Origin of the sequence: Arthrobacter sp. ERGS1:01 (genome assembly GCF_001281315.1) — a bacterium.
Taxonomy (GTDB): domain Bacteria; phylum Actinomycetota; class Actinomycetes; order Actinomycetales; family Micrococcaceae; genus Specibacter.
In genome coordinates, this window is sequence record NZ_CP012479.1 from 115,419 (window position 1) to 141,422 (window position 26,004).

A 26,004-nucleotide genomic window follows, 5' to 3' on the forward strand; every position below is an offset into this window, starting at 1 on the left:
GTCGGTGGAGTCTGAAAGTATTGGGTTATGACAATTGTTGCGGCCGCCGATGGTTCGGCGTTGGGTAATCCCGGACCTGCGGGTTGGGCTTGGTATGTTGACGACTCCTGTTGGCGGGCCGGCGGCTGGCCGCATGGAACCAACAACATGGGCGAGCTCATGGCCGTGCTGGACCTGTTCAAGTCCACGGCCCATGTGCCGGCGGAGCCGTTGCACATCCTGTGCGACAGCCAGTACGTCATCAACTGCATCACCAAATGGATGCCGGGCTGGAAGCGGAAGGGCTGGCGCAAGGCCGACGGCAAGCCCGTCCTCAACGTGGACCTGCTCAAGCAAATCGACGACGCCATTGTGGGCCGCACGTACAAGTTTGAATGGGTCAAGGGCCACGCCGGCCACCACCTCAACGAAGCCGCCGACGACCGCGCCCGCGACGCCGCCACCGCCTTCCAGGCCAAGCGCGCCCCCATCGAGGGCCCCGGCTTCCCGGGGGCCGGCAGTCCAAGCACGGCGGCTTCAAGCGCAGCGGCTCCAAGCACGGCGCCCGCTCAGGCAGCGCCCGCCGCTGCAGGGCCGAACGCCGGAGCCAAGCGTCCGCGTCCGGCCGCCGAGCCCGCCGAAGCCGAGCAGCTGGATTTGTTCTCGGCCTTCGCGGACGACGACGAAGCGGATCCCGCCTTTGCCTCCGAGGCTGATAGTGCCCTAGCCGTCATCGTGGCGCTGGAGCGTGAACTCATGGACCCCGAGGTGCGCGCCGATGAGGCAAAACTGGGTATGCTGCTGCACAAGGATTTCGCCGAGATTGGCGCCTCGGGGCGGCTCTGGGATCGCAAGGACATCATCGCCGAACTCGTCACGGCGGACGCCAACGAGGCCAGCCTTGAGGTCCTTGGCCTGGACAGCGTGGATGCCGACACCGCACTGCTGACCTATCGGAGCGTGGAAAGCCGCGGTAGCGTGTTGCGCAGCTCCCTGTGGCGCCGCGACAACGGCCGCTGGCAGGTTCGATTCCATCAGGGAACGCTCGAAGCCTAGAGACGGCGTGCGCGTCAGCGGGCGGTAAACATCCGGGTGTTGGCCTCCTCCGCCTGGGCGTACTGGGTTGCGGCGGTGGACAATGCCGCGTTGATGCTTTCCAGCGACGCCTCCACCCGCAACTGCGTGGCATGCCATTCGGCCAGCAGCGCCTGGAAGTTGCTGGACGCCGTGCCCGTCCACGTGGTTTGCAGATCCGCCAGGTTGCGTTTCATGGCGTCGACCTCCATGCGGATGCGGTCCACGGAGCCTCTGACGGCGGTGCTTTTCAGGGCGAGGTCGTCGCTGTTGACATTGAACTGGGCCATGGCTTTGGCTCCCTTGCTGCCGGGTTGGATGTCCGTGAAGGGACACTTCCCACAGTAGGGGCGTCGCGGACGGCCGGCGGTGCCGCGGCCGCGAATGTGGACCCGTCAGGCGCGGGGGTCGCCTGTGGAGGAGTCGAGGCGCGACGTTGCCGAGCGCGGGGCTTGCGTGGGCAGCGGGGGCACCACCGTCTCGCCGGGCATCGCATCCTCGCCACCGGCGTCGTCCGGTTCCTGGAAGGGAAGCTCAATGACCATGGTGGCGCCGCCGCCGGGTGTCTGTTCGAGCCGGACGGTGCCGTCGTGGGAGGCCACAATGGCGGAGACGATGGCAAGGCCCAGCCCGCTGCCGCCGGTGTTGCGGTCGCGGGAGGAATCGGCCCGGTAGAACCGCTCAAAGATGCGCGGGGCCTCCTCCTCGGAGATGCCCGGTCCGTGGTCGCGAATCTTGATGACGGAGCTCTTGCCCCCGTCTCCGGTGCGCGTGCCCACCATGATCTCCACGGGTGTGCCGTCCGGCGTGTAGCGCAGCGCGTTGCCCATCAAATTCGTCACGACCTGGCGCAGCTTGGCCTCGTCGCCGACCGTCGGCGCGGACCTTCCCGGCCCGTCGTCGAGCCCGACGACGGAGAAGGTGCGGTCGCGCGCGGACGCACGGGCGTCAAGCACGGCGTCGTGGCCGATGATCAGCAGGTCCACGGGCTTGAGCTGGAGCGGCCGCTGTTCGTCGATGCGGGCCAGCATCAGCAGGTCCTCCACGAGCTCGCCCATGCGCTTGGCCTCGCTCTCGATGCGCCCCATGGCCGTGCCGACGGCGTCGGGGTTTGGCAGCGCCCCGTGCCGGTACAGTTCGGAGAAGCCCCGAATGGTGACCAGGGGCGTGCGGAGCTCATGGGAGGCGTCGGCGACGAATCGGCGCATGCGTTTCTCGGACGCCGTTTGTGCCGCGAAGGCGTGCTCAATGTGGGCCATCATGGTGTTGAGCGACCCGGAGAGCCGGCCCACCTCGGTGGCCGGGTTCTCGATGTCGACGCGGCGGGAGAGATCCCCGGCTGCAATGGCGGCAGCCGTCTTTTCCACCCGGCTCAGGGGGCGGAAGGATCGGGTGACGGTCCAGTAGGCGATCATGGTGCCCAGTGTGACGGTCAGGATGGCGACGCCGGCGATCACGACGGCCAGCCGTTCCATGGTGCTGTTCAGGTTCTCGTAGGGCAGGCCCACCACTACGTACCCAAGGTACTCGGGCGAGCCACCCACCAGGTTGGGGCCTTCGAGCGTAAAGCTCTGCGGGGCGATGACGGTGATCCGCCACGGCGCCCCGCCGTCGGTGCTGGGCACCGTGAACTTCTTCCCGTTCAGGGCCTGGGCCTGGAGCATCGAATACATCGGATAGACGGGCTTGTCATCGCCCTGGCGGTTCTGGCTGGCCAGGGTGCTGTCGAGATAGTGGAAGCCCACGTAGTAGTCAAAGCCGAAGGGGGACTGCCCGGTAATTTGGGTGTCCACCGTGCCCCGCTGCACGATGGAGCGTTGGAACGTCGTGAGCTGCGAATCCATCTGGTCTTCCAGAAATGAGTGCAGCAGGATGAACGTCGTGGCCCCCAAGGCCAGCAGCGACAGGGTCAGCAGGGCGCTGATGATCGCCACCAGCTGGGAGCGCAGGGAGGCGTTTTTCCACAACGTAATCAATGGTTTTAGCGCTTATCTGCCGTTCGCAGCACGTAGCCCACGCCGCGCTTGGTCTGGATCAGGGCGGGGAGGGCGGCGTCGGTGTCCACCTTGCGCCGCAGATAGGAGATGTAGGACTCCACGATGGAGGCATCGCCGTTGAAGTCGTACTCCCAGACGTGGTCAAGGATCTGGGCCTTGGACAGCACGCGGTTGGGATTGAGCATCAGGTAGCGCAGCAACTTGAACTCGGTGGGGGAGAGCTCCACGGTCTTGCCGGCGCGGCGCACCTCGTGGGCGTCGTCGTCGAGTTCGAGATCGGCGACGCGCAGTACGGCGTCGTCGTCCTCCATGGGCTGGGTTCGGCGCAGCACGGCACGGATGCGGGCCACCACCTCGTCGAGGCTGAACGGCTTGGTCACGTAGTCGTCGCCGCCAACCGTCAGGCCGGTCACCTTGTCCTCGGTGTCATCGCGGGCGGTGAGGAAGAGGACGGGGAAGTGACGGCCCGCGGCGCGCAGCCGGCGCGTCACGGTGAATCCGTCCATGTCCGGGAGCATGACATCCAGTACGGCAAGGTCTGGGTTGTGCTCTTCAGCGGCAGCCAGGGCCTCTCGACCGTTGGCGGCTGCCACCACTTCAAACCCGGCGAACCGGAGCGAGGTGGAGAGCAATTCGCGAATGTTGGGCTCGTCGTCAACAACGAGCAGCTTTGCTTCAGGTCCGGTCTTTTTCACCATTTAAGTCTCCGACCATTGGCTGGGAATAAGCTGACTATTCCGTGGATAAGTACTGTCAGCTTACGCCCAGACATTTCCCAGCGGCTAGTACGGAACGTTGAATAGCTGCTGGTGGACGGCGGCGTGCGTGGTTGCCGGAGGCTATTTCTTCAAGAATGCCGCGTCTCCGGTCTTCAGGGCTTCGAGTGCGGGCATGCCCCGCCAGTGCTGACCGGCCTCCGTCAAGGCCGCGAGCAGTGCGGCAGCATGATGCCGTACTCCGGCCGGTTCCGTGACGGGATGAAGTTCAAAGGGGTCCGCGGCAAGGTCGAACAGTTCCGTGGTGAGCCCGCCGTCGGGGTGCAGGCGTGCAATGAACTTGCTGGTGGCCGTCCGCAGTCCGCGCACATCCACGTCCCGGCCGTCACGGGGGTAGTAGAAATACAAGGCCGACGGCGCACCGGCACCTCCCGTGTCCCCGGCGGAATTCGCCAGGAGGGACGCGGAGACATCAATGCCGTCCATCTGCCCGGGGACGCTGTCAGCAAATCCCAGCAGGCCCAAAATCGTGGGGGCGATGTCCACGCTGGAGAGCCCCGTGGTGGCGGAGGCTTCAAGGCGACCCGGCCAGCGGAGCACGAAGGGGATCCGCATGGACTCTTCATAGGGGACGTTTTTGTACAGCAGGTCGTGGCTGCCCATCTGCTGGCCGTGGTCGGAGGTAAAGACCACCACGGTGTCCCGGGCGAGCCCCAGGGTGTCCAGGGATGCCAACAATCGTCCGAGCTGCGCATCGATGGCATTGACGGCGGCGTAGTACAGCGGGGCGATGGCGGCGGCTTCGCTGCCGGCAGCGGAAGCCAGGTTGACGTTGGGCCGGTTGAGCAGCACCTGCGCCGGCACGTCCGCGTAGCCGGCGTCGTGGCCGGCCGGCAGCTGGTGGAACGGTTGGTGCGGCGGGTTCCAGGACACGGCCAGGGCGAAGGGGATGCCCTCGGATGACGGGCCGGCGGCTCGTTCCAGAAATTCCATCGCGATGTCCGTCTCATGGGCCGCGGACCAGCCGGTGACGTTGATGCGTTCGTGCCGTCCGGCGTCGCCCGTCCAGTAATGCGGAGTCAGGTGCTCGTCGCAACAGCCGTAGGAATACCAGAAATCAAAACCATGCCGCCGCTCCGCGGGGGAATACGCATCCCAATAGCGGCCGTCCTCGAGCACCCCGGCGCCGTGGACGGCGTCGGCCGGGACGGGAGCCTCCAAATGCCACTTGCCGATGTACCCGGTTGCATAACCGGCGTCCCGCAGCACCGCAGCCCAGGACGGGGCATCGGGACGCAGCCCAACACCCCATTCGGCGGTTTCGGAATTCACGTTGTGGGTCACCCCGTTCGCCTCGGGGTACTGCCCGCTCATCATCATGGCCCGGTGCGGGCTGCATACGGGATAGTTGCTAACGGCGTGGGCCAGGGAGACGCCGTCGGCCGCCAAGGCATCCAGAAAAGGTGTGGAAACGGGGTCGCCGCCCGGTTCCAGGCACATGGCCCGGAACTGGTCGGCGACGATGAACAGCAGGTTGGGGTGGCGTTTCACTTGCCCATGCCCAGGGTCAGCCCTTCGGTGAGGCGGCGGCCCAGCCACACATAGATGACCAGCATGGGCAGGACGACGATGCACAGCCCGGCAAAGAGCCCGCCCCAGTCGGCGCCGGAGTAGGTCTGCTGCTGGACGAAGGAGATCAGCGCCACCGGAAGCGTGTACTTCTCTGTTGACTGGATCAATGTCAGGGCCAGCAGTGTTTCGTTCCAGTGCGCCACCACCTGTAGGACGAACGCCGTCAGGATGCCGCCCTTGGCCAGCGGCAGGGTGATCTGGACGAAGGTGCGCAGGGCGGAGGCGCCGTCGAGCGCGGCGGCCTCCTCCATCTCCATCGGCAGGCTGCGGAAGAACGCGGTCAGCAAGAACACCGTGAACGGCATGGACATGGCGATGTAGACGAGGTTCAGGCCGATCAGGCTGTCCGTCAGCTGGACCTTGTTGAGCATGACGAACAGGGGATGAGGATCACCTGGGCCGGGATGCCCAAGCCCAGGATGAAATACAGGCTCAACCCGCCGGTCAGCCGGCTTTCCACGCGGCTGAGGTAGTAGGCCGCCGGGGCGGCGATAGCCACGCACAGGAACGACGACACAGCCGTGGTCACCACGCTGTTCAGGGTGGCCGTGGCAAAGTCGCTGACCGTCCAGGCCGTCACGAAGTTGCTGACGTCCAGCTTCTCGGGCATGCCCCAGGGGCTGGAGAGGATGGAGCGGGTGTCGCGGAACGCCTGCAGCACCATCCACAGCAACATGGCAATGCTGACGGCGACAACCGCCCACAACAGCACAATGCCGATGCTGCGCAGCACGTTGTTCTCCGCCCTCAGTGCGGGGCTGACTCCGCGCCGATTCCTGGGGCGGCGCTTGGGCTCCGGGGGCGGGGTCGCGGCGGGTTTGGGTCGGGTCAGGGTGGTCATGGCTGCTTCCTTAGAATTCAACGGCGTCACGTCGCATGGCCCGGCGCAAAAGCACCACCAGCACCGATACGAGGGCCAGGGAGATGATGGCGGAGGCCGTCGCGGCACCGTAGGCCGGTGTGGACTGGCCGGAGAACGCGGTCACATAGGTGTACACGGCCGTGGTCCAGCTCTGGGTGGGCGGGATGCCGGCACCGCTGCTGCCGCCAAACACCCAGATGATCTCAAAGATCTTGATCGAGGAGATGGTCCACAGCACCGCGCAGGTGCCGAACACGTCCCAGGTCAGCGGCAGGATCACGTAACGCAGGCGTTGGAAGGCGGTGGCGCCGGCCAGGGCGCAGTCCTCGTAGTAGTAGGGCGGGATCCGGTCGACGCCGGCCATCAGGATGGTGGTGAAGTAGCCGGTGGTGGTGGCCACGAGTGTGGCCATGATGAGGGGGAAGATGTTGTCCTGGGACAGCCAGGCCGGCGGTTCCTGAATGCCGAGCGGTTTGAGCAGGGTGTTGACCATGCCGCCCGGGTTGAAGATGAAGCCGGCCAGCACGCCAAACACGAGGGCGTTGATCAGGTGCGGGAAGAAGATGACGTTGCGGACCACCTTTTTCCCGGCCATGTCCCGCAGCACCAGCGTCATGGCGAACGCGAGGATGAAGATTGCGGCCCCCACCACGAAAAGCAGCAACAGCGTGTTGCCGAAGGACTTCATGAACAGTGGATCGTTGAAGACCTGGATGTAGTTCTTCACGCCGACAAATTTCATGGGGCCCGCACCGGCCCACTCGTGCAGGCTGATCCAGGCCGCCCCGATGGCCGGGACGATGAAAAGCACCGTGTAGATGACGAAGGCCGGGCCCACAAACGGCACCAGGAGCTTGCGCCGCTGCCGGTCGATGCTGCTTCCGCCCTCCCCGGCCCGCGCCTTGGCGGACCGGGGCCGTTTGGCGGCGGTGTTGGGGATGGTGGGGGCGCTCATCAGCTGTTGTTCTTCCAGTAGTCGATCTGTGCGGCCTTCATCTTGGCGACGAAGTCGTTCGCCGTGATCTTGCCGAGGAACAGTTCGTCATCGATGGGCCACAGGATCTTTTCCACATAGCCGGGGGCCGTCACGCCGTCGTTTTGCAGGTAGATGTTCTTGGCACTGTCCAGGGCCTTCTTGATGGATGCCATCTCGGGGGCGGTGGCGGCGTCGGCCCGGATCGGCAGCACCTTGGCCTCGGTTCCGTAGGCGTCCTGGTACTTCTTTTTCAGCATGAACGCCGCAAACTTTTCGGCGGTTGCGGAGTTTTTGGCCTTGGCCGGCACGGCCCAGCCCACAAAGTCGGCCCGTGCGGAGCTTGGCTGGCCTGCGACCGAGGGGAAGGGGAAGGATGAGTATTTGAAGTCGGTGGCCGCGTAGGTGCCGGTTTCGGTGGGAATCCACGAACCGTTGAACAACAACTCGGCGCCGCCGTTGGCCCACACCTGCTGCTGGGCGGGCCACTTGCTGGCGTTGTAGCCCTTGATCAGGTAGCCGCCCCGGGCGATCTGCTCCACCTTCTTGGCGGCGTCAAGCACTGCCGGGGCGTCCCAGGCCGCGCCGGTCTTGTCGGCGGCAACCTTGGCAAAGGCACCGGGGCCCTCGGCCTTGATGAGGGCTGTCGTGAACCACATCGAGTTGTACCCGGCAATGTCGCCGTCGGCCGCCAACGGGGTCTGCCCCGCGGCCTTCTCCTTGTCCAGCAGGGCCACAAGATCGTCCCAGCTTGCCGGCGGGCTCGCGGCCAGCCCGGGATTCTTGGCGGCGTCGAACCAGATGCCGTCGGAGCTGAGGCTGTACGGCAGCATCCACGGCTGGCCGTCCTTGTCCTTGATATTGCTGACCTGGAGGTATTTGCCCGGGATCAGTTCCGAAACGGTTTTGCCGTCGACCTTCTGCGCGTATGCGTCGGCGAGGCCGTGCGCCTGGCCGGTGTCGCCGAGGACGGGGGCCAGCTTGGCGTAGGGGCCGTCGACGATGTCCGGGACGTTGTTGGTGTTTAGTGCCGGGACGAGCTTTTGGACGTTGGAGCGGCCCTGCCACTGCACCTTGACGGTGGCACCGGTTTCCTTCTCGAAATCGGCAATGGCCCCGGCAATGACCTTTTGCTGGGGCTCACCCACCTTCCACATCGACCAATACGTGATTGTTCCGGCATCGGGACCGGACTTGCCGGCGTCCGCTCCGCTCCCGCAGGCGCTCAGGGCAAGCGTGGCCACGGCAAGCACCGCCAAAGCTTTGGAAAACTTAAAAGTAGAACTCATCAAAGACACCCCTTGAATTGGTTGTGCCGCAGGTCACGGCCAGTGAGAAGACTCAAACAGCCGTAAAAGATAGGAATCAAGGAGTAGTCCGGTAAAGAATTCAGTGCAGGGTCGGCGCGGGCGGTGATGCAAGGAGAGTAATTTCCCATTCAACCTTTATTACTACCTAATGGGCTTGCCACACTGTCCTCAATGCCTTCGAAAGGAAACCGTGGGGAAGCCACCAGCAGTTCGAAAGATCCGCGACGCCGATGCCCGTGATTTGAAGTTCCGGGCGCTCGCCGCCGACATCCGCCGGGGCATTCAGGCCGGCACCTGGTCGGTGGGCGCGAAGCTGCCCACAGAGGCCCAGCTCGCCGACGAAACGGGGTTGTCGCTGACCACTGTGCGACGCGCCTTTGACGACCTGGTCCAGGAGGGCCTGGTGGTGCGCCGGCAGGGCGCCGGGAGCTTTGTGGCCGCCCGGCAACAACCGCCCAAACGCACCCGGCTGACGGTCGGCGTGCTCCTGCCCGACACCCAGTTGTACTACCCGCGCGTCCTGCAGGGCATCGAGGAGACCCTTTCCGCCCAGGACGTGGGCCTGCAGCTGGCCACCTACAACTACCAGCCCGAACGGGAGGATGCCAGTATACGGTTCCTCATCGACTCCGGCGTGGACGGACTGATCCTGGTGCCCACCCTGACCGGGATTGCCGACCCCCAAAGCCGCGTGCGGGACCTGATGGCGCTCAACGTCCCCGTGGTGCTCCTTGAACGCAGTCTCATGGATCTGGGTCCGGGTGACCGCACCGAGCACGTGTGTTCGGACCATCAGGGCGGGGCGTACGACGCCGTCCAGCACCTTCACGGCCTGGGCCACCAACGCGTCGCCCTGCTGACCCGCACCCAGACGCCCACGGAACCGGCCATTGTGGCCGGCTATGAGCGGGCCGCTGCCGACTTGGGGCTCACGCCGCTGATGATCCGGGCGGTCAAGGGAGATTGGGAGGCCGGTGCGGCCGAACACATGCTGGCCCAGTTGCGCGGTACGGGTGCAACGGCAGCCCTGGTTTTTGGCGACCGTGAGGCGACGCTGGTCGAGGCTGCGGCCCGGCGGGCCGGGTTGACGATCCCCGGCGACCTGGCCCTGGTCTCCTACGACGACGAACTGGCCGACCTTGCCGAAGTTCCCTTGACGGCGGTGGCCCCGGCCAAGCACCGGATGGGCCGCATGGCGGCCGAAGTGCTCCTCCGCCGGCTCGTCGAGGGCGATGACTGCCCCATCCACCAGGTCCGGCTGCGGCCCCGGCTCGTGGTGCGGGAATCTTGCGGCGCCAGACGGCGCGTGGCACACAACGAAAAGGAATGAGGGACCATGAGGCTTGGAATTATTGGGGCGGGCGCGGTGGCGCCGTTGCATGCGCACGGCACCGCCGTGCTGGACGGAATGGAATTGGCGGCCGTCTGTGACCTGAAGATCGAGGTGGCCGCCGCCGTGGCCGCACCCTGGGGTGCCGCCGTCTACACCGACTATCGCCGGATGCTGGCGGACAGGGCCGTTGACGCCGTCGTGATCAACACCCCGCACAGCCTGCACAAGGACATGGTGCTGGCGGCCGCGGCGCACGGCGTCCACGTGCTCGTGGAGAAGCCGATGGCGACAACCCTTGCCGACTGTGACGCCATGGAAGCCGCCTGCGCGGAGGCCGGCGTCGTGCTGGTTGTCGGAATGATCCAACACTTCATGGCCGAAAAGCTGGCTATCCGGTCGGCGCTGGAAACGGGCGAGCTAGGGAGGGTCCTCATGATCCACGATTACCGCAGCACCGACTACCGCCCCGGCACCCGGCCGGACTGGTTCTTCGACCCGGCCATTTCCGGCGGCGGCGCATTCATCAACATCGGCGCCCACTGCCTCGACCGGTCCCTGTGGCTCGGCGGCGCGCCGGCCGTGCGGATCGCCGCCCGCACGCTCAACCGTTTCGGGGCGCCCGTGGAAACCGACGGGACCATGGAACTGGAACTGGCCAACGGCGTCCCGCTGCGCATCACGATCGTCTCCGACGCTCCGCGACACATCGATGAAATTCTGGTGGTCTGCGAAAACGGCACCGTCACCGCCGATCCCCGCACAGGAACGTTCGTGAAGATCGACGGGCACCTTACCCAGGTGCATGCCCGCTCATCGGGGGATATCCAGGACGCCTTCACCGCCCAGCTGGCCGACTTCGCCGCCGCGGTGCGCGGCGCGAACCCCAGCGTCGACGCCGCACACGCCCGGCACGTGGTGGAACTCGTGCTCGCCGCCTACGAGTCGGCCGGGACGGGGACGGCCGTGGAACTCGTGGGCACGGCCGCGGTCCCGGGATGAGGTAAAAATAGGGGGCCCGTGCCTTGCGGCACGGGCCCTCTTGCTGTGTCGGGTCGATGTAACCACTAGCGGTGCAACTGGACCTCCACGGTGTGGCCCAGCAGGCCGGCGGTGGGCACAGTGACCGCCACGTCGCCGTCGGCGTTCGCGGCAATCGAGGCCCCGGATGAGGAGTCCGCGCGGCGGTAGCGCAAGCCCTTCAACGTGATCGTGACCGACGCCGCGGCCTGGGTTGGATCGGACACGGCGAGGGTTCCCTGGCCCGGGTTGCCCGTGAAGAGCACGCAGGCCGGCCCGCCGGCGCTGATGTCTCCCACGGTCCCGGCCATCCAGAAGAGGGCCGCCGTGACGTCCTTGCCAATCCGCACACCCTGGGCGGTGGCGTCATTGCGCAGCACCACCGGGGCATTCTTGTTGCCCGCCTTGGCCGTCTCCTTCGCGGAGGCGCCTGGCAGCACGGCGTAGGCGTAGCTTGCGCCCCTCGGAGCCGTGCCGTGTCCGAACAACAGGGTCGCGTACTGGCGCGTGGTGGTCGTGGTGGGGCCTCCGGTGTTGTTCACCCGCCAGGATCCTTGCCTGTTCTCGCGCAGGACCGTCAGGTCCTGCGCGTCCAGCACCAGGTAGCCGCCGGTTCCTTCCAGGTGCGCCCACGACGGATTGCGGTAACCGACGGAGCTGCCCGCCGCTGCCGTGTGCGCCTCACCGTCAATGGTGATCGCCTGCCCGCCGGTTGCGCCGAGGTTGCGGTGCTCCATGACGGATTCGACGGCGGCCCCGCTGCCCGTGCCGATCCCCGCGCCGAGCGCCACCACCATGTCCGGGGTCATGAACCAGGCCTTGCGGGCCGTCAGCCCCGTTCCTCCGGGGCCCACCAGGTCCATGCCGACGGCGCCGAAGCAGCCGAGCGTGACGCCGCCGGTCCACGTGTTCTGCGGCGTCTTCGCTCCCCACTCGCCCTCGACCTTCGGGGGCAAGACGGTCCTGTCCACCGTGATGCCCGGCAGCCGGGTGAGGTCGGCCGTTGGCCAGAAATCGTCGTCGAACTGGCCCTGGGCCTGCGTGTAGAGGTACGCCATGCCCGAGCCGGTCTGGCAGCCGAGGTTGTTTTCGCCGTTGCCGCACTCGTACCAGGTGGTGCGCCGACTCGACAGGCCCAGGGCCATTGCCCAGTCGCGGCCGCGGTAGACGGAGCGGTCCATGCCGGCGAAAAACTTATGCCCCTGCGGTTCCGGGGTGGCGCGCACCTTGGACGCGGCGAGTTCCTTCAGCAGGGCGGTACGGGGGATCGATGCACCTACGAAGGGGCTGTCGTAATTGTTGCGCTGCACCCAGCCCTTGCACAGACCCCGCCACCTGTCGGCGGTGGCCGTGTCCACGGCGCGGGCGAGCCACAGGATGGACTCGATCGTGATGGTGCCGTCGTCGTAGCCGCGCTCCTGGGTGCGGGAGATGGCGCGCCCCCTCACCGAATCCATCATCAGGCCGTCGTACATGAAGGGGGCGAAGGAGGCTTCGACGGTGTCGAACAGCACGGACTTGCTGGGGTCGCTGACGGCATGGTCGGAGCCGCCGAGCAGGGAGAACAGCTTGGCCAGTCCGCCCAACAGCACCACGCCGTAGGTTCCCGTGTACGGCGTGGTGGAGTGCTGGACGAACGAACCGTCGGTGTAGAAGCCGTTGCCCGAGCTCACGTACTGCCACACGGGGCTGAGGGCGGCGATGGCGGCGGACAGGCGGGCGGTGTCCTTGCCGACGATGGAGCGGATGATGATGCCCTGGCAGATGTCCACCCGGTTGGCGCCCTCGGAGAGGATCTTGCCGCGGGCGTCGGAGAACTGCTTCGTGGGGTCCGGGATGAAGTGGTCGACGGCGGCGCAGTAGGCGGCCACGAGCGCCGGGTCGACGTTGCCGCCCAGGATGGCCAGGGTGTCCATGAGCGCCTTGGGGGTGCCGATTTCCCAGGACCACCAGTTGCCGAACTCCGGCTGGGTTGCGTTGTAGGAGTAAGTGTTGCCGTCCTGGAGTGCGCCCAGCATCTGGGCGAGCAGCTGGGTGCTGCCTTGGTGTGCCGACCCGGGCGTGGCCCAGGCCGTGGCCATCTGGGCCAGGCGCTTGTAGGAGGTGACGATCTGCGCGTCGTTGGAGTACGGGGCGTCGGTGAACAGCCCGGTGGTTGCGGGCCTGGGGGACAGCAATGCCACGGAGGCGGTGACCGCCTTGTCGAGCGTGGCCAGGGCCGCCGTGAAGTCCGGGTCGGCCGGATCGACGATGGTGCGGCCCGTGGCCTGGTCCACCCAGCGCTCGCGGAGCGCGTCGAGTTCATCCGGCGTTGCGGTTTCGGCGGCCTGGGCCAGCGGGGCGAATCCGGCGCTGAGCAGGCCGGCAAACGTGAGGGCCGCGGTGCCTTGCAGGACATGCCGTCGGGTTAAATCATGCTTCATTGCATACTTCCTTCGTTGTGGCGCAGGCCTGGAATCGTAATGGGGTCCGCTGCGGTATCTAGCAGTCAAGTCCACGGGGAAGGGAGGAATAAAGCAGTATTGCGCAGCTGCGTGGGGCGGCCGGAGCCGGCCGCCGGGTCAGGCCCCGTCCCAGTTGGGGCCCGTGAAGGCTCCCAGCGGATCCGCAAGGCCCGACGCCGGGCCCGGCGCCGGTGCACGCAGGGGGCTGTGCTGTCCGGCCCCCGCCACGGGCAGGGCGGCGCCATCGAACCCGGGCACACCATGCCGGGCAAACCAGCCGGCCAGCTGGGCGCGCAGCTCCGGCAGCGGCGGGCGGGGACCGGCGTCGTCGGCGGTGTCCATCAGGTTCCGGCGCTCGCCGGGATCGGCCGCAAGATCGTAAAGCTCGTGGGGCCCGTGCGGGTACCGGTGCACATACTTCCATTCCGCCGTGCGGATCATGCGGACGGGGCCGTACTCGTCATAGACCACCACGGCGTCCCCGGCCCGGGTTGCGGAGCTCGCCGAGGGCGCGCCCAACAAGGCGGCGAAGGACGCGCCGGGGCCGGTCTCAAACGGTGCGGGATCCAGTCCGGCCAGGTCGAGGATGGTCGCGGCCATGTCATAGGCGGACAACAACTCGGTCCTGACCGAGTTGGCGCCGATGCGCCCGGGCCAATGGAAGATTGCCGGGACCTTGACGGAGGAGTCGTACATATTCTGCGGGAACGTGCCGTTGCCCTTGCCCCACACGCCGTGGTGGCCGCAGTTGAAGCCGTTGTCGCTGCTGAACACCACCAAGGTGTTCTCCCGGATCCCCAGCGTCTCCAGATGGTCCAGGAGCCCGCCTACGGCCGCATCCATGGCGCTCACCGCCGCAAAGTAGCCCACCAACGCTGCGCGCACGTCGGGCTCCCCGCCAATCGCCACGCCGTCCACCGTGGGCTGCCACGGGTGCGGCTCCTCCTGCGGGCAGCTCTCAAAGGCACAATCCGCATACAGATCCTCAAATTCCCGGGGGTGCTGGCCCTTCCACGGCTTGTGCGGAGCCGTGTAGTTCACGGCCAGGAAGAACGGCTCCTCCCGGGACGCCTCACGGTCCAGGAAGGCGCGCGCATCGGCCGTGATGGCGTCGGTCAGGTAGCCGCTGGTTTCCTCGCGCTCGCCGTTTCGGTACATGGTGGCCCGGTCATAGGGGCTGCCGCCGCCCGCCAGCCCGTACCAGTGCACGAACCCCGTGCGCGCGGCGTCGTTGGCGCCCAGGTGCCATTTTCCGGACAGGCCCAGCCGGTAGCCGTGCTCTGCCAGGACGTCGGTGAAGATCGCCTGCCCGGCCAGGTAGTCGGGGGCCTGCGGGCCCACTTCGACGCCGGTCAGGTAGTCGTGGACGCCGTGCCGGGAGGGGATCTGCCCCGTCATGAGGCTCGCGCGGGCCGGTGAACACACGGGGGAGACGCAAAAGAAGTTCTCCAGGCGGGTGCCTTCCGCGGCCAGGGCGTCCAGGTGCGGCGTGCGGATCTCGGGGTTGCCGGCGCACCCCAGCGCCCAGGGTCCCTGATCGTCGCTGAGGATGAAGACGATGTTGGGCCGGACGACTGCCTGCTCGGTCACTGCTGCTCCTTTGGGCCGGGATGTTCCACACCTACCACCCTATTCAAGAAGGAATAAAGAGTGACTTGCCGATGACGGGGTTATTGATGGAAAGCGGTTTCCATCATAGGCTGGGGAACGATCACAACGGCAGAACGAGAGGCAAACCATGCCATTGGCATTTTCCACGCTGGGGTGTCCGGGGGATTCCCTGGAGCAGGTCCTGGAAATCGCCCGTGCGTCCGGGGCCACCGGCCTTGAGCTGCGGGCCGCCGACGGCGAGTTCATCCACCCTGCCATGTCGGCGGCGGAGCGGGCCGCGGTAGCCGCCGAGCTGGCCCGCGCGGGGGTGACGGTGCTGACGTTGGCCAGCTACGTGCGGGTGTGCGCGCCCGGCGGGGAGGTCGACGTCGAGCTGAGGGCTGCAATCGACCTCGCCGCCGATCTCGGGGCTTCCAACGTCCGGGTTTTCCCGGGAGCCGGGATTGCGCCGCTGGATTCCGGGGCCTCCATGACGGAGGAGCTGGCCGCGGCGGACGCGCTCGGTGCCCAAAGGCTCAACGCGGCCGCCGGACATGCCCGCGCCCGGGGGGTTGAGCTGCTGCTGGAGACCCATGATTCCCACCCCCGCGCCTCCGATATTGCAAGAATCCTGGCCGGTGTGGCGCCGGACGCCCCCGTGAAGGTGATTTGGGACCTCATGCACCCGTGGCGCCACGATGAGGCGCCGGAGCGGACGGCGGAACTGCTGGCCGGTTCCCTGGCCTACGCCCAGTTCAAGGACGGACTGCGGATCCCGGGAACCCACGACGTCACGCTGACCCTGCCCGGCGACGGCGAGCTGCCGCTGCGCCGGATGCGGGACCTTGTTACGGGAGTTGCCGCCACGCGCGGCGACACCGATCCCTGGGTCTCCCTGGAATGGGAACGCACCTGGCATCCGGAACTGCCCCCGCTGGCGGACGCCCTTGCCGTGCTCAATGCCGTGCTTGCATAGCTCTGCATCAACCTAGCCCGCAGCCTCTCCAACCAGGGAAGGACCCCATGCCCAAGAATCCCAGCGAAGCCCACGCCCGGCCGGCGGACAAGCCCAACATCCTGGTCATCGTTTCCGATGACCACGGCTACGCCGACCGCTCCATCCTGGGGATCATGGACGACGTCAAGACCCCGGCGTTGGACAGGCTGGCGCGGCAGGGCACCTCCTATGCCAACGCCTACGTCACGGCACCCATCTGCTCCCCGTCGCGGGCTGGCCTGGCGGCGGGAAGCTACCAGCAGCGGTGGGGCGCCCACTGGTTCACTGACTCGCAGATGTGCCCGGAGGATGTACCCACCATGGCCGAGCTGCTGCGCGAGGAGGGCTATGCGACGGGCTACTTCGGCAAGGTCCACTACGGCACCGAACACCACGGTGATCGCGGCACCCCGCCGCATCACGGCTACGACGAATCCTTCTACGGGCTCGCCGGAGAGTCCATGGGCCGGCTGAACTACCTGCACCACTCCGCGGAGGCCGTGGCCGGCTATGGCGAGGCGGCGCACCCCATGGCCGTCCAACCGCTGTGGAACGGGGACGAGCCCCAAGAACTCGAGGGCTTCCTCACCGACGCCATCGGGGAGCGCACCCGGCAGTTCGTCGCGGACCATGCGGAGCGGCCCTTCCTGGCAACCGTGGCGTTCAACGCCGTCCACAACTTTTGCTGGCAGCTCCCTGACGAGGAACTGGAGAAGCGCGGACTTCCTACCTTTGATGATTGGAACCCGGGCGCCGGCGAGTACATCGACTGGTATGACGGCGTCGTCAGCCCCAACCTGGAGAATGGCCGGGCGTACTACCTGGCCCAGCTTGAACTCATGGACGCGCAGATCGGCCTCATCCTCGACCAGCTGGACGAGCTCGGCCTGGCCCGGGACACGATGGTCTTCTACCTGACCGACAACGGCGGCTCCACCTGCAACTACGGCGTGAACCTTCCCCTGCGCGGCACCAAATACACCTTGTGGGAGGGTGGGGTCCGCGTCCCGTTCCTGCTGAGGTGGCCCGGCCGGGTGCCGGAGGGATTGACGACGACGGCGCTGGCCAGTTCCATGGACATCCTGCCCACCGCTTTGGCCGCCGCCGGGGCCCGGCAGGATTCCTACGCCCACTGCGACGGCTTGAATCTGCTGCCAGAAGGCGGCGGTTTGGCTCCGGGCCATGAGGTGCTCCACTGGGACTGCGTCTGGCAGTGGTCGGTGCGCCGCGGCGACTGGAAGCTCAGCTGGGTGGAGCCGGGCTCGCCCGTGGCCGGGGCGATCCGCCAGGTGGAGCACGCCGAACCCGGCACCGGCTACTTCCTGGCCAATCTGGCGCAGGACCCCGGGGAAACCATCGATCTGCGGGCGGAGGAACCGAGGCTCGTGGCCGAACTCATCGCGTTGCACGACGATTGGGAGGCGGGGCTGGGCCTGCCTGCCGTTGGGTAGTGGGTTTCCATCGCCGGAAATTTACCTAATACCCTCTTGTTTACCTAATGCCATTAGGCGCACACTGGGGGAATGGAGACCGTGCATGACCGGCGGAAAGCACGCCGGCAAGCCACCATTGAGGAAATCCTCGACGCCGCCGTCGAGCTGATGGCCCGCGACGGAGTGGGCGGCATGTCACTGTCCGGGGTGGCACGCAGCGTCGGCATGAAACCACCATCGCTCTACGAATACTTTCCCTCCAAACTGGCCCTCTATGACGCACTCTTTGCCAGGGGTGCCGGGGAACTGCTCGCCGCCGTCCGTGCAGCGGCCGGCACCTCCGACACCATCTTCGACAACGACGCCGTGGCAGCGCTCCGGGCCGGCGCCCGCGCCTACGTCGCCTGGTCGCAGGCCAACCCCGTGGCCGCGGAACTGCTCAACTGGCGCCCCGTTCCCGGATTTGTCCCCACCGCCGAGGCCTACGCACCCAGCCAGGCAATAGTGGCCGAGCTGCACGCCCGACTCACGCTCGCCGTCGAACGGGGAATCCTGCTCCCGGCCGCGGCCACCGAGGACGCCGTCCTGTTGCTGACAGCCGTGATTGCCGGGGTCGTCTCCCAACAGCTCGCCAATGACCCGCATGCGGCACCGGGGTCGGGCAGCTATGCCCGGCTGCTGGACCCTGCCGTGACCATGTGGCTGGCCCATTACACACCCGCAACGAAAGGGGCATCATGAAATCCGCAACAAGTCCCGTACCCGCACTTCCCATGACCGGGCGCCAGGTAGCCGCCGGCGGCTACACGGCGGTCATGACGGCCATGGCCGACTCCCTGGACGGGCTGTCGCCGGCCGATTGGGACGCCGGCACCGACTGCACCGGTTGGACGGTGCGGCATTTGGCCGCCCACCTGCTGGGCGCGCAGGAGGACGCCAAGAGCGTCCCCGTCGTGCTGGGCCGGCGCCGGCGCGGAAAGCGCCGATACCCGGCCATGACGGTCCTTGACGCGGCCAATCAGGTTCAGGTGGAGGATCACGCGGCGCTCTCCACCGCCGAGCTGTGCCGGCGTTACCGGGCCAATATCCCCGCGGTGGCCCAGGCGGTGCGGAGGTTTCCGGCGGCGCTGGCCTGGGTCCCCGTTGACAAGACCATGGCTCCCGGCGCCTCGCCGCTGCGCCTGGGTTACCTGTTCAACGTGATCTATCTGCGCGACGCCTGGATGCATGGCATCGACCTGGCCCGGGCTACCGGCCTCCCGCGTCCGGTCTCGGCAGCGGAGACTCTGGTGGTTGGCCAGGTAATGCGCGACGCCGGCATCCAGTGGGGTGCCGAACCAGGAGTCGAGGTGGAACTGACGGGCGTGATTTCCGGGCTCTGGCAGCTTGGCGCGACACCTGTGCGCGCTCGACTGCGGGCTGACGGCGTCGAACTGTGCCGCTCCCTCTCCGGACGCACCCCGGACACGCAGCCGGTGGCTGTTTCCGGGGATCTGGACATGGCACGGAAGCTGGCGGACTTGCGGGTTTTGTTCTAGCCGCAGGGCGAGGCCGGGCTCAGATCTCGAAGTCCCACGTGGCCGTGTCCGGCAGCGCAGGTACCGGCCAGGCACGGTCTGGCTGGAAGGTCTCGAACCCCGCGTCAAAGGGAAAGCCCCAGCGGCTCACAGTCTCGACGGCGTCCGCTCCGGCCTGCCGAATCTTCACAACCGTCGATGACGAGAGCACGCCGGCCTGGTGGGCGAATGCAAGTTCGTCCTCGTCCTTGTACCTGAAGCTGTGATCCGCTTTTACAACCACATCGAGCACCAGGTCAGTGCTCTCGATGCCTTGTTCAGTGCGGACGAAGGGGGCCTCGATATTGACGTAGTAGGAGTCTCGCAACCCCGATGGGGATTTGAAAAACCACACGGAATACATGGTTTCGGGCTGGAACACCACAAGAATTCCGGATCCCGACCAGTCCCTGACGGCCTGGGCCCGCGGTGCGGTGAACATTTCCGTTCCTTCGAGTGAGCGGATGTCTCTCCCGTCGGCAATCACCGGATGGAGCATGCGCGTCCCCGGGGCCAGCCATACCGCCAAGTGGCGGTCGTCGTCGGCGACAACGGTGACGGGCCTCAGGTCGAGCAGATCCGGAAAGGTCGGGTCCAGGTAGGTCCAAGTGATCGTGTCGCCGCGCCGCCAACGCGCCTCTGGGGAAGAAGTCATGCTCACCATTTTGCCGTTCGCGGCACGTTGCCCGTTGGCAACAGGCCGCAAAGGGTTGGAACGCCGACCATATATCCCCGAGCCGTGCCCCGGGTGTATATGGTCACGCCCGAAAACAACGTGGGCCGACGTTACCAGTCGAGGGGGCTCCGGCGGTTGGGCGGGGTGGCCCGACGCCTCGAAAGCGCAGGGTTTCCCTTGATTGCGACGGACCATGCGCCGAGCGCCAGCGCGGCTGCCATCACGATGTCAAAGAAGACCTGTGTTGCCCCCGCACCAGTGAGCGTGTGGATTAGCCCGATGACCACAAAAGTGGCTGCCGCCGCGGCCACGCAAAGGGAGAGTATCAGCGCCCACCGGGGCGTGTTCCGAATTTCTTTCACAGCTGCCAACTCCTCGAGACCAGCGCAAATGGAGCATTGCTCAACACCCTACCCTCGAGTGTCTTGTCCAGCTAGGGTTCAGCAAAACCCTTCACCGCCTCTGGCCGGCTGTTCCCTGTTGGGAACCCGAAAGCGTGCTGGGGAGTAGGGGGGTCACGGACGGAGGCCTTCTACCAAGGGTTCCGATAGCGCACCTTGGATGGGGCTAGACGATCGGTGTGATGATCTGGCTGACTGCCAGGACACCGCCGCCGGGGTCGGCCAGTACGGCGTTGCGGAAACCTGGAGCGTCAGTTGGCGGCATGAGCATCGATCCGCCCAGTTCGACGACGCGGGCGGCAAGGTCATCGGCGTCGGCCACCTTGATGTTGACGGCCCAGTGGGGCGGCACTCCCGAGCCGCGGGCAGCCACTGTGGCGACCGCGACGACGTCGTCGGGCAGCGTCGGGTCGGCTGCCCGGCGCGTGCTGCCGGTCTGGCGCCACAGGTTGATGCCGGTGCCGGGAACAGATTCGAGCCGCCAACCGAAGATCCGGGCATAGAACGTGTGGGCGCCCAGGAGATCGGGCGTATGCAGTGCGCTCATCTGCCAGGCACCTGGGACGTCGACGACGTCGGCCACGGTGGGTGCGCCGCCTTGGCGCACGCCAAACGCCGCACCGGTTGGATCGGTGAATATAGCGGTGCGCTCACCGTTCAGGCCTTCCATTGGACCCGCCGGCACGGCACCGCCCGCGTCGCAGACGGCCGCCGCAGTCTGGTCAAGATCGGCAACGTGGATATAGGTTACCCAGGCGGCCCGGTCGAGCATGGCCGGAGCCTGCCCGATGCCCGCAACACGTTGTCCGTCGAGCCGCGCCATACGGTATGCGCCGGGGGCAACGTCGTCGAACGTCCAGCCCAGCAGCTTGCCGTAGAAGTCCGCTGCGGCGTCGGGGTTCGGCTGGAGGCTCTCCACCCAGCAGGGGGTGCCATCGAGGTACGGAACGGTATCGGTCATGGCGTGGCTCCTCGAATCCATGTCTTTGTTGCAAACGCCCGAATGGGAAAACCTCCCACCGCGGCTGGGCGTAGTACGCGCCGTGCGGGGCTGAAGCGCCGGCGATTCCCCGGCCGTTGTATGGACTCTATTTTAGGAACCAGGGGGGTGGGAAGGGGAGCTCCGCCTGGAATCGGCATATGGGACCTGGCGCCAGCGCGCGGTGCCGACGGCTCCGGGCAACTCCGCACACCAGTTGGGGTCAGTATCCTGCTGCCGGCTTCTGCTCGATGTAGTTAATGATGAGGAAACCGTCGAAGGGCACCAGCTCCACGTACCAGCGGGTTGGCTTGGCCAGCCCGTCCCAGTTCGTCGGATCTGCCGGCGTGCCGGGAGCCGGACGGTAGATGGCATCAAATTTCAGGAACGTTCCGTTCTCTGTGGCACTGGAAGAAATTTCCTTGAGCAGCTCAAAGCGCCCTTGAGGCTCTTTGTCGGCCTTGTTGGCGCCAAGGGCATTGCGCAGTGACTGGGCAGTGAGCTTCTCCTGCCCGGCGTAGTAGTCCTGCCACGCAACATCGGTCTGCGTGGTGAAGATTGTTTGCGAGTAGGCGATCCGGCCTTGTTCAGCCAGCCCCTCCACGCACGGCTCCGCCACGGTGCCTGCCGTGTGGACCCAGCCCCTCAGAATGTCCGTTCCGGCATTCATCCACGAGCTGTAGGAATTCAGGACGCTGGTGATCGTTTCTTCAGGGGTGCCCTGCGGGATTCTGACTGCTTTGACCGCGTCTGGAGCCAACGGTGGACAGCTGGCGCCAAGGACTGATTCCGGGGATTGGCTTGCCGTGGGCGGCGGTGGCTGCATTGGAGTACAACCACCCAGTGCACCCGCCAGCGCAAGCCCGAGTGCCGCCGTCGTTATTGTCCTGCAAAATCCGCCCACGAAATTCCGCCAATACTGTGCCGACCCATCTGGCCGAAGCCAACCAGTCTAGTGGCCGCCGGCGGAGAACCTTATGGCAGACAGGCGGCCGAGCACGGTCTGATGGATTCTGATTACCAGAGGGTTGGCACGTTGCAGTTGTTGGACGCTCCCGCAGCCGCAGGTACGTCTCTCTAACTGGATCGAAGGGACACTGACCGGGGGCCTGGCTTAGTGGCGGAACGCAGCTGGTCGGCGCGTGGGTGGAGGAGCAGATGGGTGTGCCGGTCGAGGATCCGAACTTTGACCAGGCTTTCCGCAGCTGGGAAGCAGACAACCCCCGGACGATGTTCGTCGCAGACGACGATGGGGCTCTTGTGGGAGTGGGAGGCCGGCTCCTGGATGCTGCTATTGAGTTCTCCCAGGACATCCAGGCGGCCCGCATGGTTCTGTCACCTTCGGATGAATCACAGAACTTTTATGCCAGGCACGGATTTGTGCCGGCCGAAGAGCTGCTCGTCAGGAGCTTTGAGTACAAGAAGTAGAACGCGCATGCCTTGGGACGGTGCTGAAGTTGGCGGTCCTGGGACGGATGCGCCGCTAGGGCGTGAGGGGTTCCCGCCGAGGTGAAATCCGTCGACGCGAGATGCGCCAGCCGTTTGGAGTCTGCTGCAGCTCATCGTCATACACCACGCTTCCTACGGACCCGTCGGCTCGAATGCCGATCCCTTTGGAGCGGGCCGTGACCTTTCCCTCGCCTTGCCCGATGACCACATTGGTGACGTGATGGGCAACCGGATTCTTGTCGCCCAGCTGTTGTGCGGCCCTTCTGATTGCGTCGATTCCATGCAGCATTCCGGCACCCAACGGTGACAAGTCGTAGACGACGTCGAGTGTGAACAGCTGGTCGAGGTGATCGAGGTCGCCCGAATCCATCAAGTGTCCGTGCAAGGACAGCAGTTCGTGGATTGCGAGGCGATCATCGGTGGTCAGCGTCATGGCGTCAGTCTTTCAGTGAGCAGGGCGACCGGAAATGGAAACACTACATGGCAAGGTGACCGGGATCAGTCGTTGAAGACGGACCAGCAGATGTCGTTGCGGCGGGCTTGGTCTTCCAGGACGAGGTCCCGGAGGCTGTCGGGAATCTGCCGGCGCTGCCAGTCACGCTCCGCCCGGCCTGCCTCCTTCTCCTTCCCTCGGGGCGCTGCGGCCTGGACTGCCTTGATGGCGTAGGCAGCGGCACCAAGGTCGTGCTCGGGAACATGGGCCACGCAGGCTGCCTGGCCGGCTGCGTACGCTGCGAAGCGCGCTGCGCCCCTCAGTGGGCGTGCGGCACCCATTGCGTGCCCTCCGATCGCACGGGTTTCCATCATCTTTGCCTGGCCGCGAGCCCAAGTCCGTGCCGCTTCAATGGCGTCACGAGGCCGGGTGTCCCCGTTATTCGATTCCTCAAACAGGGGCAGCACGTGTTCGGCGCAGGTGGCCGCCCATACTGCCAGCAGCCGGTGGTCGGTTTCGGTGAGTGTCCCGCCGCGGCGGATGCTCACGAGCCGAGGGTCACGAACAGCGGGAAGGATCATGCGGCCACCTTACGCCGAGAGCACGTCGCGATGGCGGTCTCGTAGCGAGGCAGCCTCGGGCCAACCCTCCACCCTGTTTGAAGAAGGGATACACAGATTATTGGCCTTTAGCCGATTATCCGGTTGAGCTCCGAATAGCCTAGTGCCGGGGGCTCGATGACCGTTGCGGCGGCCGAGAGCATCTCCGTGGCGGCCTGGCTTACGTAACCGTAGGCAGCTTCCGCGATGGAAGAGCCCGCGCTGATCCGGCTTGCGCCCGCCGTCGCGAGTTCGCGGATGGACAATGTGCCTGGACCGAACGCAACATTCACCGGCTGGTCCAGTGTCCGGACAAGGGTCTGGATCGTTTCTGACCGAAGGGATCCCAGGACGAAGATTCCGCTTGCGCCCGCACTGGCATAGGCGCGTGCGCGCTGGATGGTCTCCTCCAGCCATAGCGAATCGTCGATGGCAGGGAGTCGATGCGTGTCGATGCGGGCATTGATGAACAGCGGTACTCGGGCGTTGTCCGCGGCCGTGCGTGCGGCCTGGATCCGTTCGACCTGCTCCTCCATGGGGCGAAGGGAGTCTTCCAAATTGATGCCGACGACGCCAACACCGATGAATTCGGCCACGGATTCAGCGACGTCGGCGGGCGTGCCACCGAATCCGGCCTCAATGTCTGCGGTGATGGGAACGCCGGCAACCCGCACGATGCGGGCCACGCTTTCCAGCGCCAGTTCGCGTGGCAAATGTTCACCGTCGCGGAACCCGAGGGCCCAGGAGATTCCGGCGCTTGTGGTCGCAATAGCCTGCGCGCCGGCCGATGCCACCACGCGAGCCGACGCGGCATCCCACGCATTCGGCAGAATCAGCGGATTCCCTGAGACGTGGAGTTGGGAGAAATTGCGGGCAAGCGCGTCCTGGGTAGTCATCTGCTTATTCCACCACACCGCGTTCCTCCGAAGGGAAGCGGCCGCAACGCGCCGGCCCGGCTGGTGGGAGCTGCGCCCGGGTGTTGCATGAGAGTGATGGCATGAAACGCGGCAGCGTCGGCATGACCCTCTGTTACAGGGGCGCCATGAAAACGCGCCGATACAGTGAAGTCGACGTCTTCTCCCGCGAGGCTTATCGGGGAAACGCGTTGGCGGTGGTCCACGACGCCGATGATTTGAGCACTGAGGAGATGCAGCGGTTCGCGAACTGGACGAACCTGTCTGAAACGACGTTTCTCCTCACCCCGAGTAGTCCGCAGGCCGGCTATCGTGTGCGGATTTTCTCCGCCAAGGAGGAACTGCCCTTTGCCGGTCATCCAACACTTGGATCCGCCAAGGCATGGCTGAATGCTGGTGGATCAGTGAGGCCCGGTGGAATGGTCGTTCAAGAGTGCGCGGCAGGTCTGATCCCGGTTAGGGTCTCGGATGACCAGTTGGCTTTCGAGGCTCCACCCCTCACCCGGTATGGCCCTGTTGAAGAATCGATCGTGGAACGCATTTCCTTGACCTTGGGTATCTCCCGAGACCAAATTGTTGATGCGTCATGGTTGGTCAATGGTCCGCAGTGGATTGGGGTCCGGCTTTCATCAGCGCGAGAGGTTCTGGACCTTCGGCCTGATCCGGGGAAAGCCGGTGACCTTGAAATTGGAGTCGTGGGCCCTCACGAGCCCAGTGGGGAAACCCAGTTTGAAGTTCGCGCGTTCGTCGGAGGAGACCCGGTGTGGGAAGATCCCGTGACAGGTAGCCTCAACGCGGGCCTTGCCCGATGGATGATTGATACAGCCTCGGCCAGCCCACCCTACACCGCAGCCCAGGGGACCGTTCTGGGACGCCAGGGCCGGGTGCATGTCAGCGTCCACGATGAGAAAATCTGGGTTGGCGGGCATGTCACGAACTGCATCGAGGGAACTGTCCGACTGTAGCTCACCAGTATTCGACGACGACTCCCCGGAAGATCTAAAGTCGCCTACGAGCCTGCCCCGGTAAGTAGAACGAACGAGCTGCCGGTGCCGACTAGGGGTTATTGGCTGTGTACACCAGACAATCACTGTCGAAGCTCGATCGCATCGCAGTGGGATCGCCCTGCTTGGCGGGGGTAAGAATTGCTTTCTCCCACCCATGGTCCGGATCGCTAATGGAGCTCTGCGCAAAAGGCAAAGACTCCCATTTGCCGAGCTGCGCGAGGGAAGAAGCTGCTGCTTTCTTGTCAGATTTCCCAACGGCGTCCAGATAGGACTTTTCCCACGAGCAGAGCCAGTAGAAGGCAACAACGCCCTCCGCAACCCCGTCCTCGTATGTCGTATTGGGTTGCAGCAATTGATCCGGCGTCTTCTTGAACCAATGGATACCTGCCGGCAGCGGTTCATTAAAGCCCTGGGTTGCCTTTTTGATCTCGGCAGACATTGCGGCAGCCGCTTGTGGATCAACTGGCGCCGTAAATGCGGGCTTCGCAGTGACAGCCGTTGGTATGGGCGGGACTGCCCCAGCTGTGCTGTCGCAGCCAGTTGCAACGAGGGCCAACAACAAACCCAGTGAAACAGCGGTGGCTTTACTCTTCTTCTGAAAGCTCTTCCGGGCAGCTACGTCTCGTCCATACA

General features: G+C 65.8%; 26 protein-coding genes. 9 read left to right on the forward strand and 17 right to left on the reverse strand.

Annotation, left to right across the window (positions count from 1 at the left end; all coding sequences use genetic code 11):
* Nucleotides 1-27: 27 nt before the first annotated feature.
* Entirely contained in the window at nucleotides 28-1,035 is a 1,008-nt protein-coding gene (locus AL755_RS04530) for a ribonuclease HI family protein (RefSeq protein WP_054009981.1), read from the forward strand.
* A gap of 14 nt (nucleotides 1,036-1,049) precedes the next feature.
* On the opposite strand, the gene AL755_RS04535 is transcribed toward AL755_RS04530, so the two are convergent.
* The 8 genes from AL755_RS04535 to AL755_RS04565 all read right to left on the reverse strand — a co-directional run bounded on the left by AL755_RS04535 (nucleotide 1,050) and on the right by AL755_RS04565 (nucleotide 8,522).
* A complete protein-coding gene (locus AL755_RS04535; RefSeq protein ID WP_054009982.1) occupies nucleotides 1,050-1,343 on the reverse strand; it encodes a WXG100 family type VII secretion target in 294 nt (97 codons plus the stop codon).
* Nucleotides 1,344-1,448: 105 nt separating this feature from the next.
* The gene (locus AL755_RS04540) at nucleotides 1,449-3,020 is read right to left on the reverse strand and encodes a sensor histidine kinase (protein ID WP_337589569.1); all 1,572 of its coding nucleotides are present in this window, start codon (nucleotides 3,018-3,020) and stop codon (nucleotides 1,449-1,451) included.
* 14 nt (nucleotides 3,021-3,034) lie between these two features.
* Nucleotides 3,035-3,745 (reverse strand): response regulator transcription factor, encoded by a 711-nt coding sequence (locus AL755_RS04545; RefSeq protein WP_054012863.1) that lies wholly within the window; start codon nucleotides 3,743-3,745, stop codon nucleotides 3,035-3,037.
* 144 nt (nucleotides 3,746-3,889) lie between these two features.
* A complete protein-coding gene (locus AL755_RS04550) occupies nucleotides 3,890-5,317 on the reverse strand; it encodes a sulfatase family protein (protein WP_054009983.1) in 1,428 nt (475 codons plus the stop codon).
* Nucleotides 5,314-5,769, reverse strand: a complete 456-nt coding sequence (locus tag AL755_RS23920) for a carbohydrate ABC transporter permease (protein WP_237762587.1) — start codon at nucleotides 5,767-5,769, stop codon at nucleotides 5,314-5,316. The genes AL755_RS04550 and AL755_RS23920 overlap by 4 nt, the downstream gene beginning before the upstream one ends.
* Nucleotides 5,748-6,239, reverse strand: coding sequence for a hypothetical protein (locus AL755_RS23925; protein ID WP_237762588.1), 492 nt, complete (start codon nucleotides 6,237-6,239; stop codon nucleotides 5,748-5,750). Before AL755_RS23925 ends, AL755_RS23920 begins: the two co-directional genes overlap by 22 nt.
* A 10-nt stretch (nucleotides 6,240-6,249) precedes the next feature.
* Entirely contained in the window at nucleotides 6,250-7,215 is a 966-nt protein-coding gene (locus tag AL755_RS04560) for a carbohydrate ABC transporter permease (RefSeq protein WP_054009984.1), read from the reverse strand.
* Entirely contained in the window at nucleotides 7,215-8,522 is a 1,308-nt protein-coding gene (locus AL755_RS04565; RefSeq protein ID WP_054009985.1) for an ABC transporter substrate-binding protein, read from the reverse strand. The genes AL755_RS04560 and AL755_RS04565 overlap by 1 nt, the downstream gene beginning before the upstream one ends.
* A 211-nt stretch (nucleotides 8,523-8,733) precedes the next feature.
* On the opposite strand from AL755_RS04565, the gene AL755_RS04570 reads away from it, so the two are divergent.
* Together AL755_RS04570 and AL755_RS04575 are read left to right on the forward strand one after the other, a co-directional pair.
* On the forward strand, nucleotides 8,734-9,873 hold the full coding sequence (locus AL755_RS04570; protein ID WP_054009986.1) for a LacI family DNA-binding transcriptional regulator: 1,140 nt from the start codon (nucleotides 8,734-8,736) through the stop codon (nucleotides 9,871-9,873).
* Nucleotides 9,874-9,879: 6 nt separating this feature from the next.
* Nucleotides 9,880-10,875 carry a Gfo/Idh/MocA family protein gene (locus tag AL755_RS04575; protein WP_054009987.1) on the forward strand — a complete coding sequence of 332 codons (996 nt, stop codon included), beginning with the start codon at nucleotides 9,880-9,882 and terminating at the stop codon, nucleotides 10,873-10,875.
* A gap of 65 nt (nucleotides 10,876-10,940) precedes the next feature.
* On the opposite strand, the gene AL755_RS04580 is transcribed toward AL755_RS04575, so the two are convergent.
* Nucleotides 10,941-13,316, reverse strand: coding sequence for a polysaccharide lyase 8 family protein (locus tag AL755_RS04580; protein ID WP_054009988.1), 2,376 nt, complete (start codon nucleotides 13,314-13,316; stop codon nucleotides 10,941-10,943).
* Between the two features lie 138 nt (nucleotides 13,317-13,454).
* A complete protein-coding gene (locus AL755_RS04585) occupies nucleotides 13,455-14,927 on the reverse strand; it encodes a sulfatase-like hydrolase/transferase (RefSeq protein WP_054009989.1) in 1,473 nt (490 codons plus the stop codon).
* Between the two features lie 148 nt (nucleotides 14,928-15,075).
* Here AL755_RS04585 and AL755_RS04590 point away from each other — a divergent pair, with 148 nt between their 5' ends.
* The 4 genes from AL755_RS04590 (at nucleotide 15,076) to AL755_RS04605 (ending at nucleotide 18,895) form a co-directional block, all read left to right on the forward strand.
* The gene (locus tag AL755_RS04590) at nucleotides 15,076-15,903 is read left to right on the forward strand and encodes a sugar phosphate isomerase/epimerase family protein (protein ID WP_082368913.1); all 828 of its coding nucleotides are present in this window, start codon (nucleotides 15,076-15,078) and stop codon (nucleotides 15,901-15,903) included.
* A 47-nt stretch (nucleotides 15,904-15,950) separates the two neighbouring features.
* Entirely contained in the window at nucleotides 15,951-17,375 is a 1,425-nt protein-coding gene (locus tag AL755_RS04595) for a sulfatase family protein (protein ID WP_054009991.1), read from the forward strand.
* Between the two features lie 72 nt (nucleotides 17,376-17,447).
* Entirely contained in the window at nucleotides 17,448-18,098 is a 651-nt protein-coding gene (locus tag AL755_RS24270; protein ID WP_054009992.1) for a TetR/AcrR family transcriptional regulator, read from the forward strand.
* Nucleotides 18,095-18,895, forward strand: a complete 801-nt coding sequence (locus AL755_RS04605) for a maleylpyruvate isomerase family mycothiol-dependent enzyme (protein ID WP_082368914.1) — start codon at nucleotides 18,095-18,097, stop codon at nucleotides 18,893-18,895. The genes AL755_RS24270 and AL755_RS04605 overlap by 4 nt, the downstream gene beginning before the upstream one ends.
* A 19-nt stretch (nucleotides 18,896-18,914) precedes the next feature.
* Here the strand turns inward: AL755_RS04605 and AL755_RS04610 are convergent, their stop codons facing one another.
* From AL755_RS04610 to AL755_RS04625, 3 genes are all read right to left on the reverse strand, one after another.
* Nucleotides 18,915-19,568: a DUF402 domain-containing protein gene (locus tag AL755_RS04610; protein WP_160318853.1), complete on the reverse strand. Its 654-nt coding sequence runs from the start codon at nucleotides 19,566-19,568 to the stop codon at nucleotides 18,915-18,917.
* Between the two features lie 588 nt (nucleotides 19,569-20,156).
* A complete protein-coding gene (locus tag AL755_RS04620) occupies nucleotides 20,157-20,951 on the reverse strand; it encodes a VOC family protein (protein ID WP_054009996.1) in 795 nt (264 codons plus the stop codon).
* A 241-nt stretch (nucleotides 20,952-21,192) separates the two neighbouring features.
* Nucleotides 21,193-21,639: a hypothetical protein gene (locus tag AL755_RS04625; RefSeq protein WP_054009997.1), complete on the reverse strand. Its 447-nt coding sequence runs from the start codon at nucleotides 21,637-21,639 to the stop codon at nucleotides 21,193-21,195.
* A gap of 476 nt (nucleotides 21,640-22,115) precedes the next feature.
* Here AL755_RS04625 and AL755_RS04630 point away from each other — a divergent pair, with 476 nt between their 5' ends.
* Nucleotides 22,116-22,397: a GNAT family N-acetyltransferase gene (locus AL755_RS04630; protein ID WP_150117036.1), complete on the forward strand. Its 282-nt coding sequence runs from the start codon at nucleotides 22,116-22,118 to the stop codon at nucleotides 22,395-22,397.
* 55 nt (nucleotides 22,398-22,452) lie between these two features.
* Here the strand turns inward: AL755_RS04630 and AL755_RS04635 are convergent, their stop codons facing one another.
* The 3 genes from AL755_RS04635 to AL755_RS04645 form a co-directional block, all read right to left on the reverse strand.
* Nucleotides 22,453-22,851, reverse strand: coding sequence for a nuclear transport factor 2 family protein (locus tag AL755_RS04635; RefSeq protein WP_054009999.1), 399 nt, complete (start codon nucleotides 22,849-22,851; stop codon nucleotides 22,453-22,455).
* A gap of 65 nt (nucleotides 22,852-22,916) precedes the next feature.
* Nucleotides 22,917-23,432 (reverse strand): putative immunity protein, encoded by a 516-nt coding sequence (locus tag AL755_RS04640; protein WP_054010000.1) that lies wholly within the window; start codon nucleotides 23,430-23,432, stop codon nucleotides 22,917-22,919.
* 107 nt (nucleotides 23,433-23,539) lie between these two features.
* Complete coding sequence (locus AL755_RS04645) at nucleotides 23,540-24,346, reverse strand: isocitrate lyase/PEP mutase family protein (protein ID WP_054010001.1); 807 nt, start codon at nucleotides 24,344-24,346, stop codon at nucleotides 23,540-23,542.
* A 101-nt stretch (nucleotides 24,347-24,447) separates the two neighbouring features.
* On the opposite strand from AL755_RS04645, the gene AL755_RS04650 reads away from it, so the two are divergent.
* On the forward strand, nucleotides 24,448-25,329 hold the full coding sequence (locus tag AL755_RS04650; RefSeq protein WP_237762589.1) for a PhzF family phenazine biosynthesis protein: 882 nt from the start codon (nucleotides 24,448-24,450) through the stop codon (nucleotides 25,327-25,329).
* Between the two features lie 91 nt (nucleotides 25,330-25,420).
* Here AL755_RS04650 and AL755_RS04655 read toward each other — a convergent pair whose 3' ends face one another.
* A complete protein-coding gene (locus AL755_RS04655) occupies nucleotides 25,421-25,810 on the reverse strand; it encodes a hypothetical protein (RefSeq protein ID WP_054010002.1) in 390 nt (129 codons plus the stop codon).
* Between the last annotated feature and the right edge of the window lie 194 nt (nucleotides 25,811-26,004).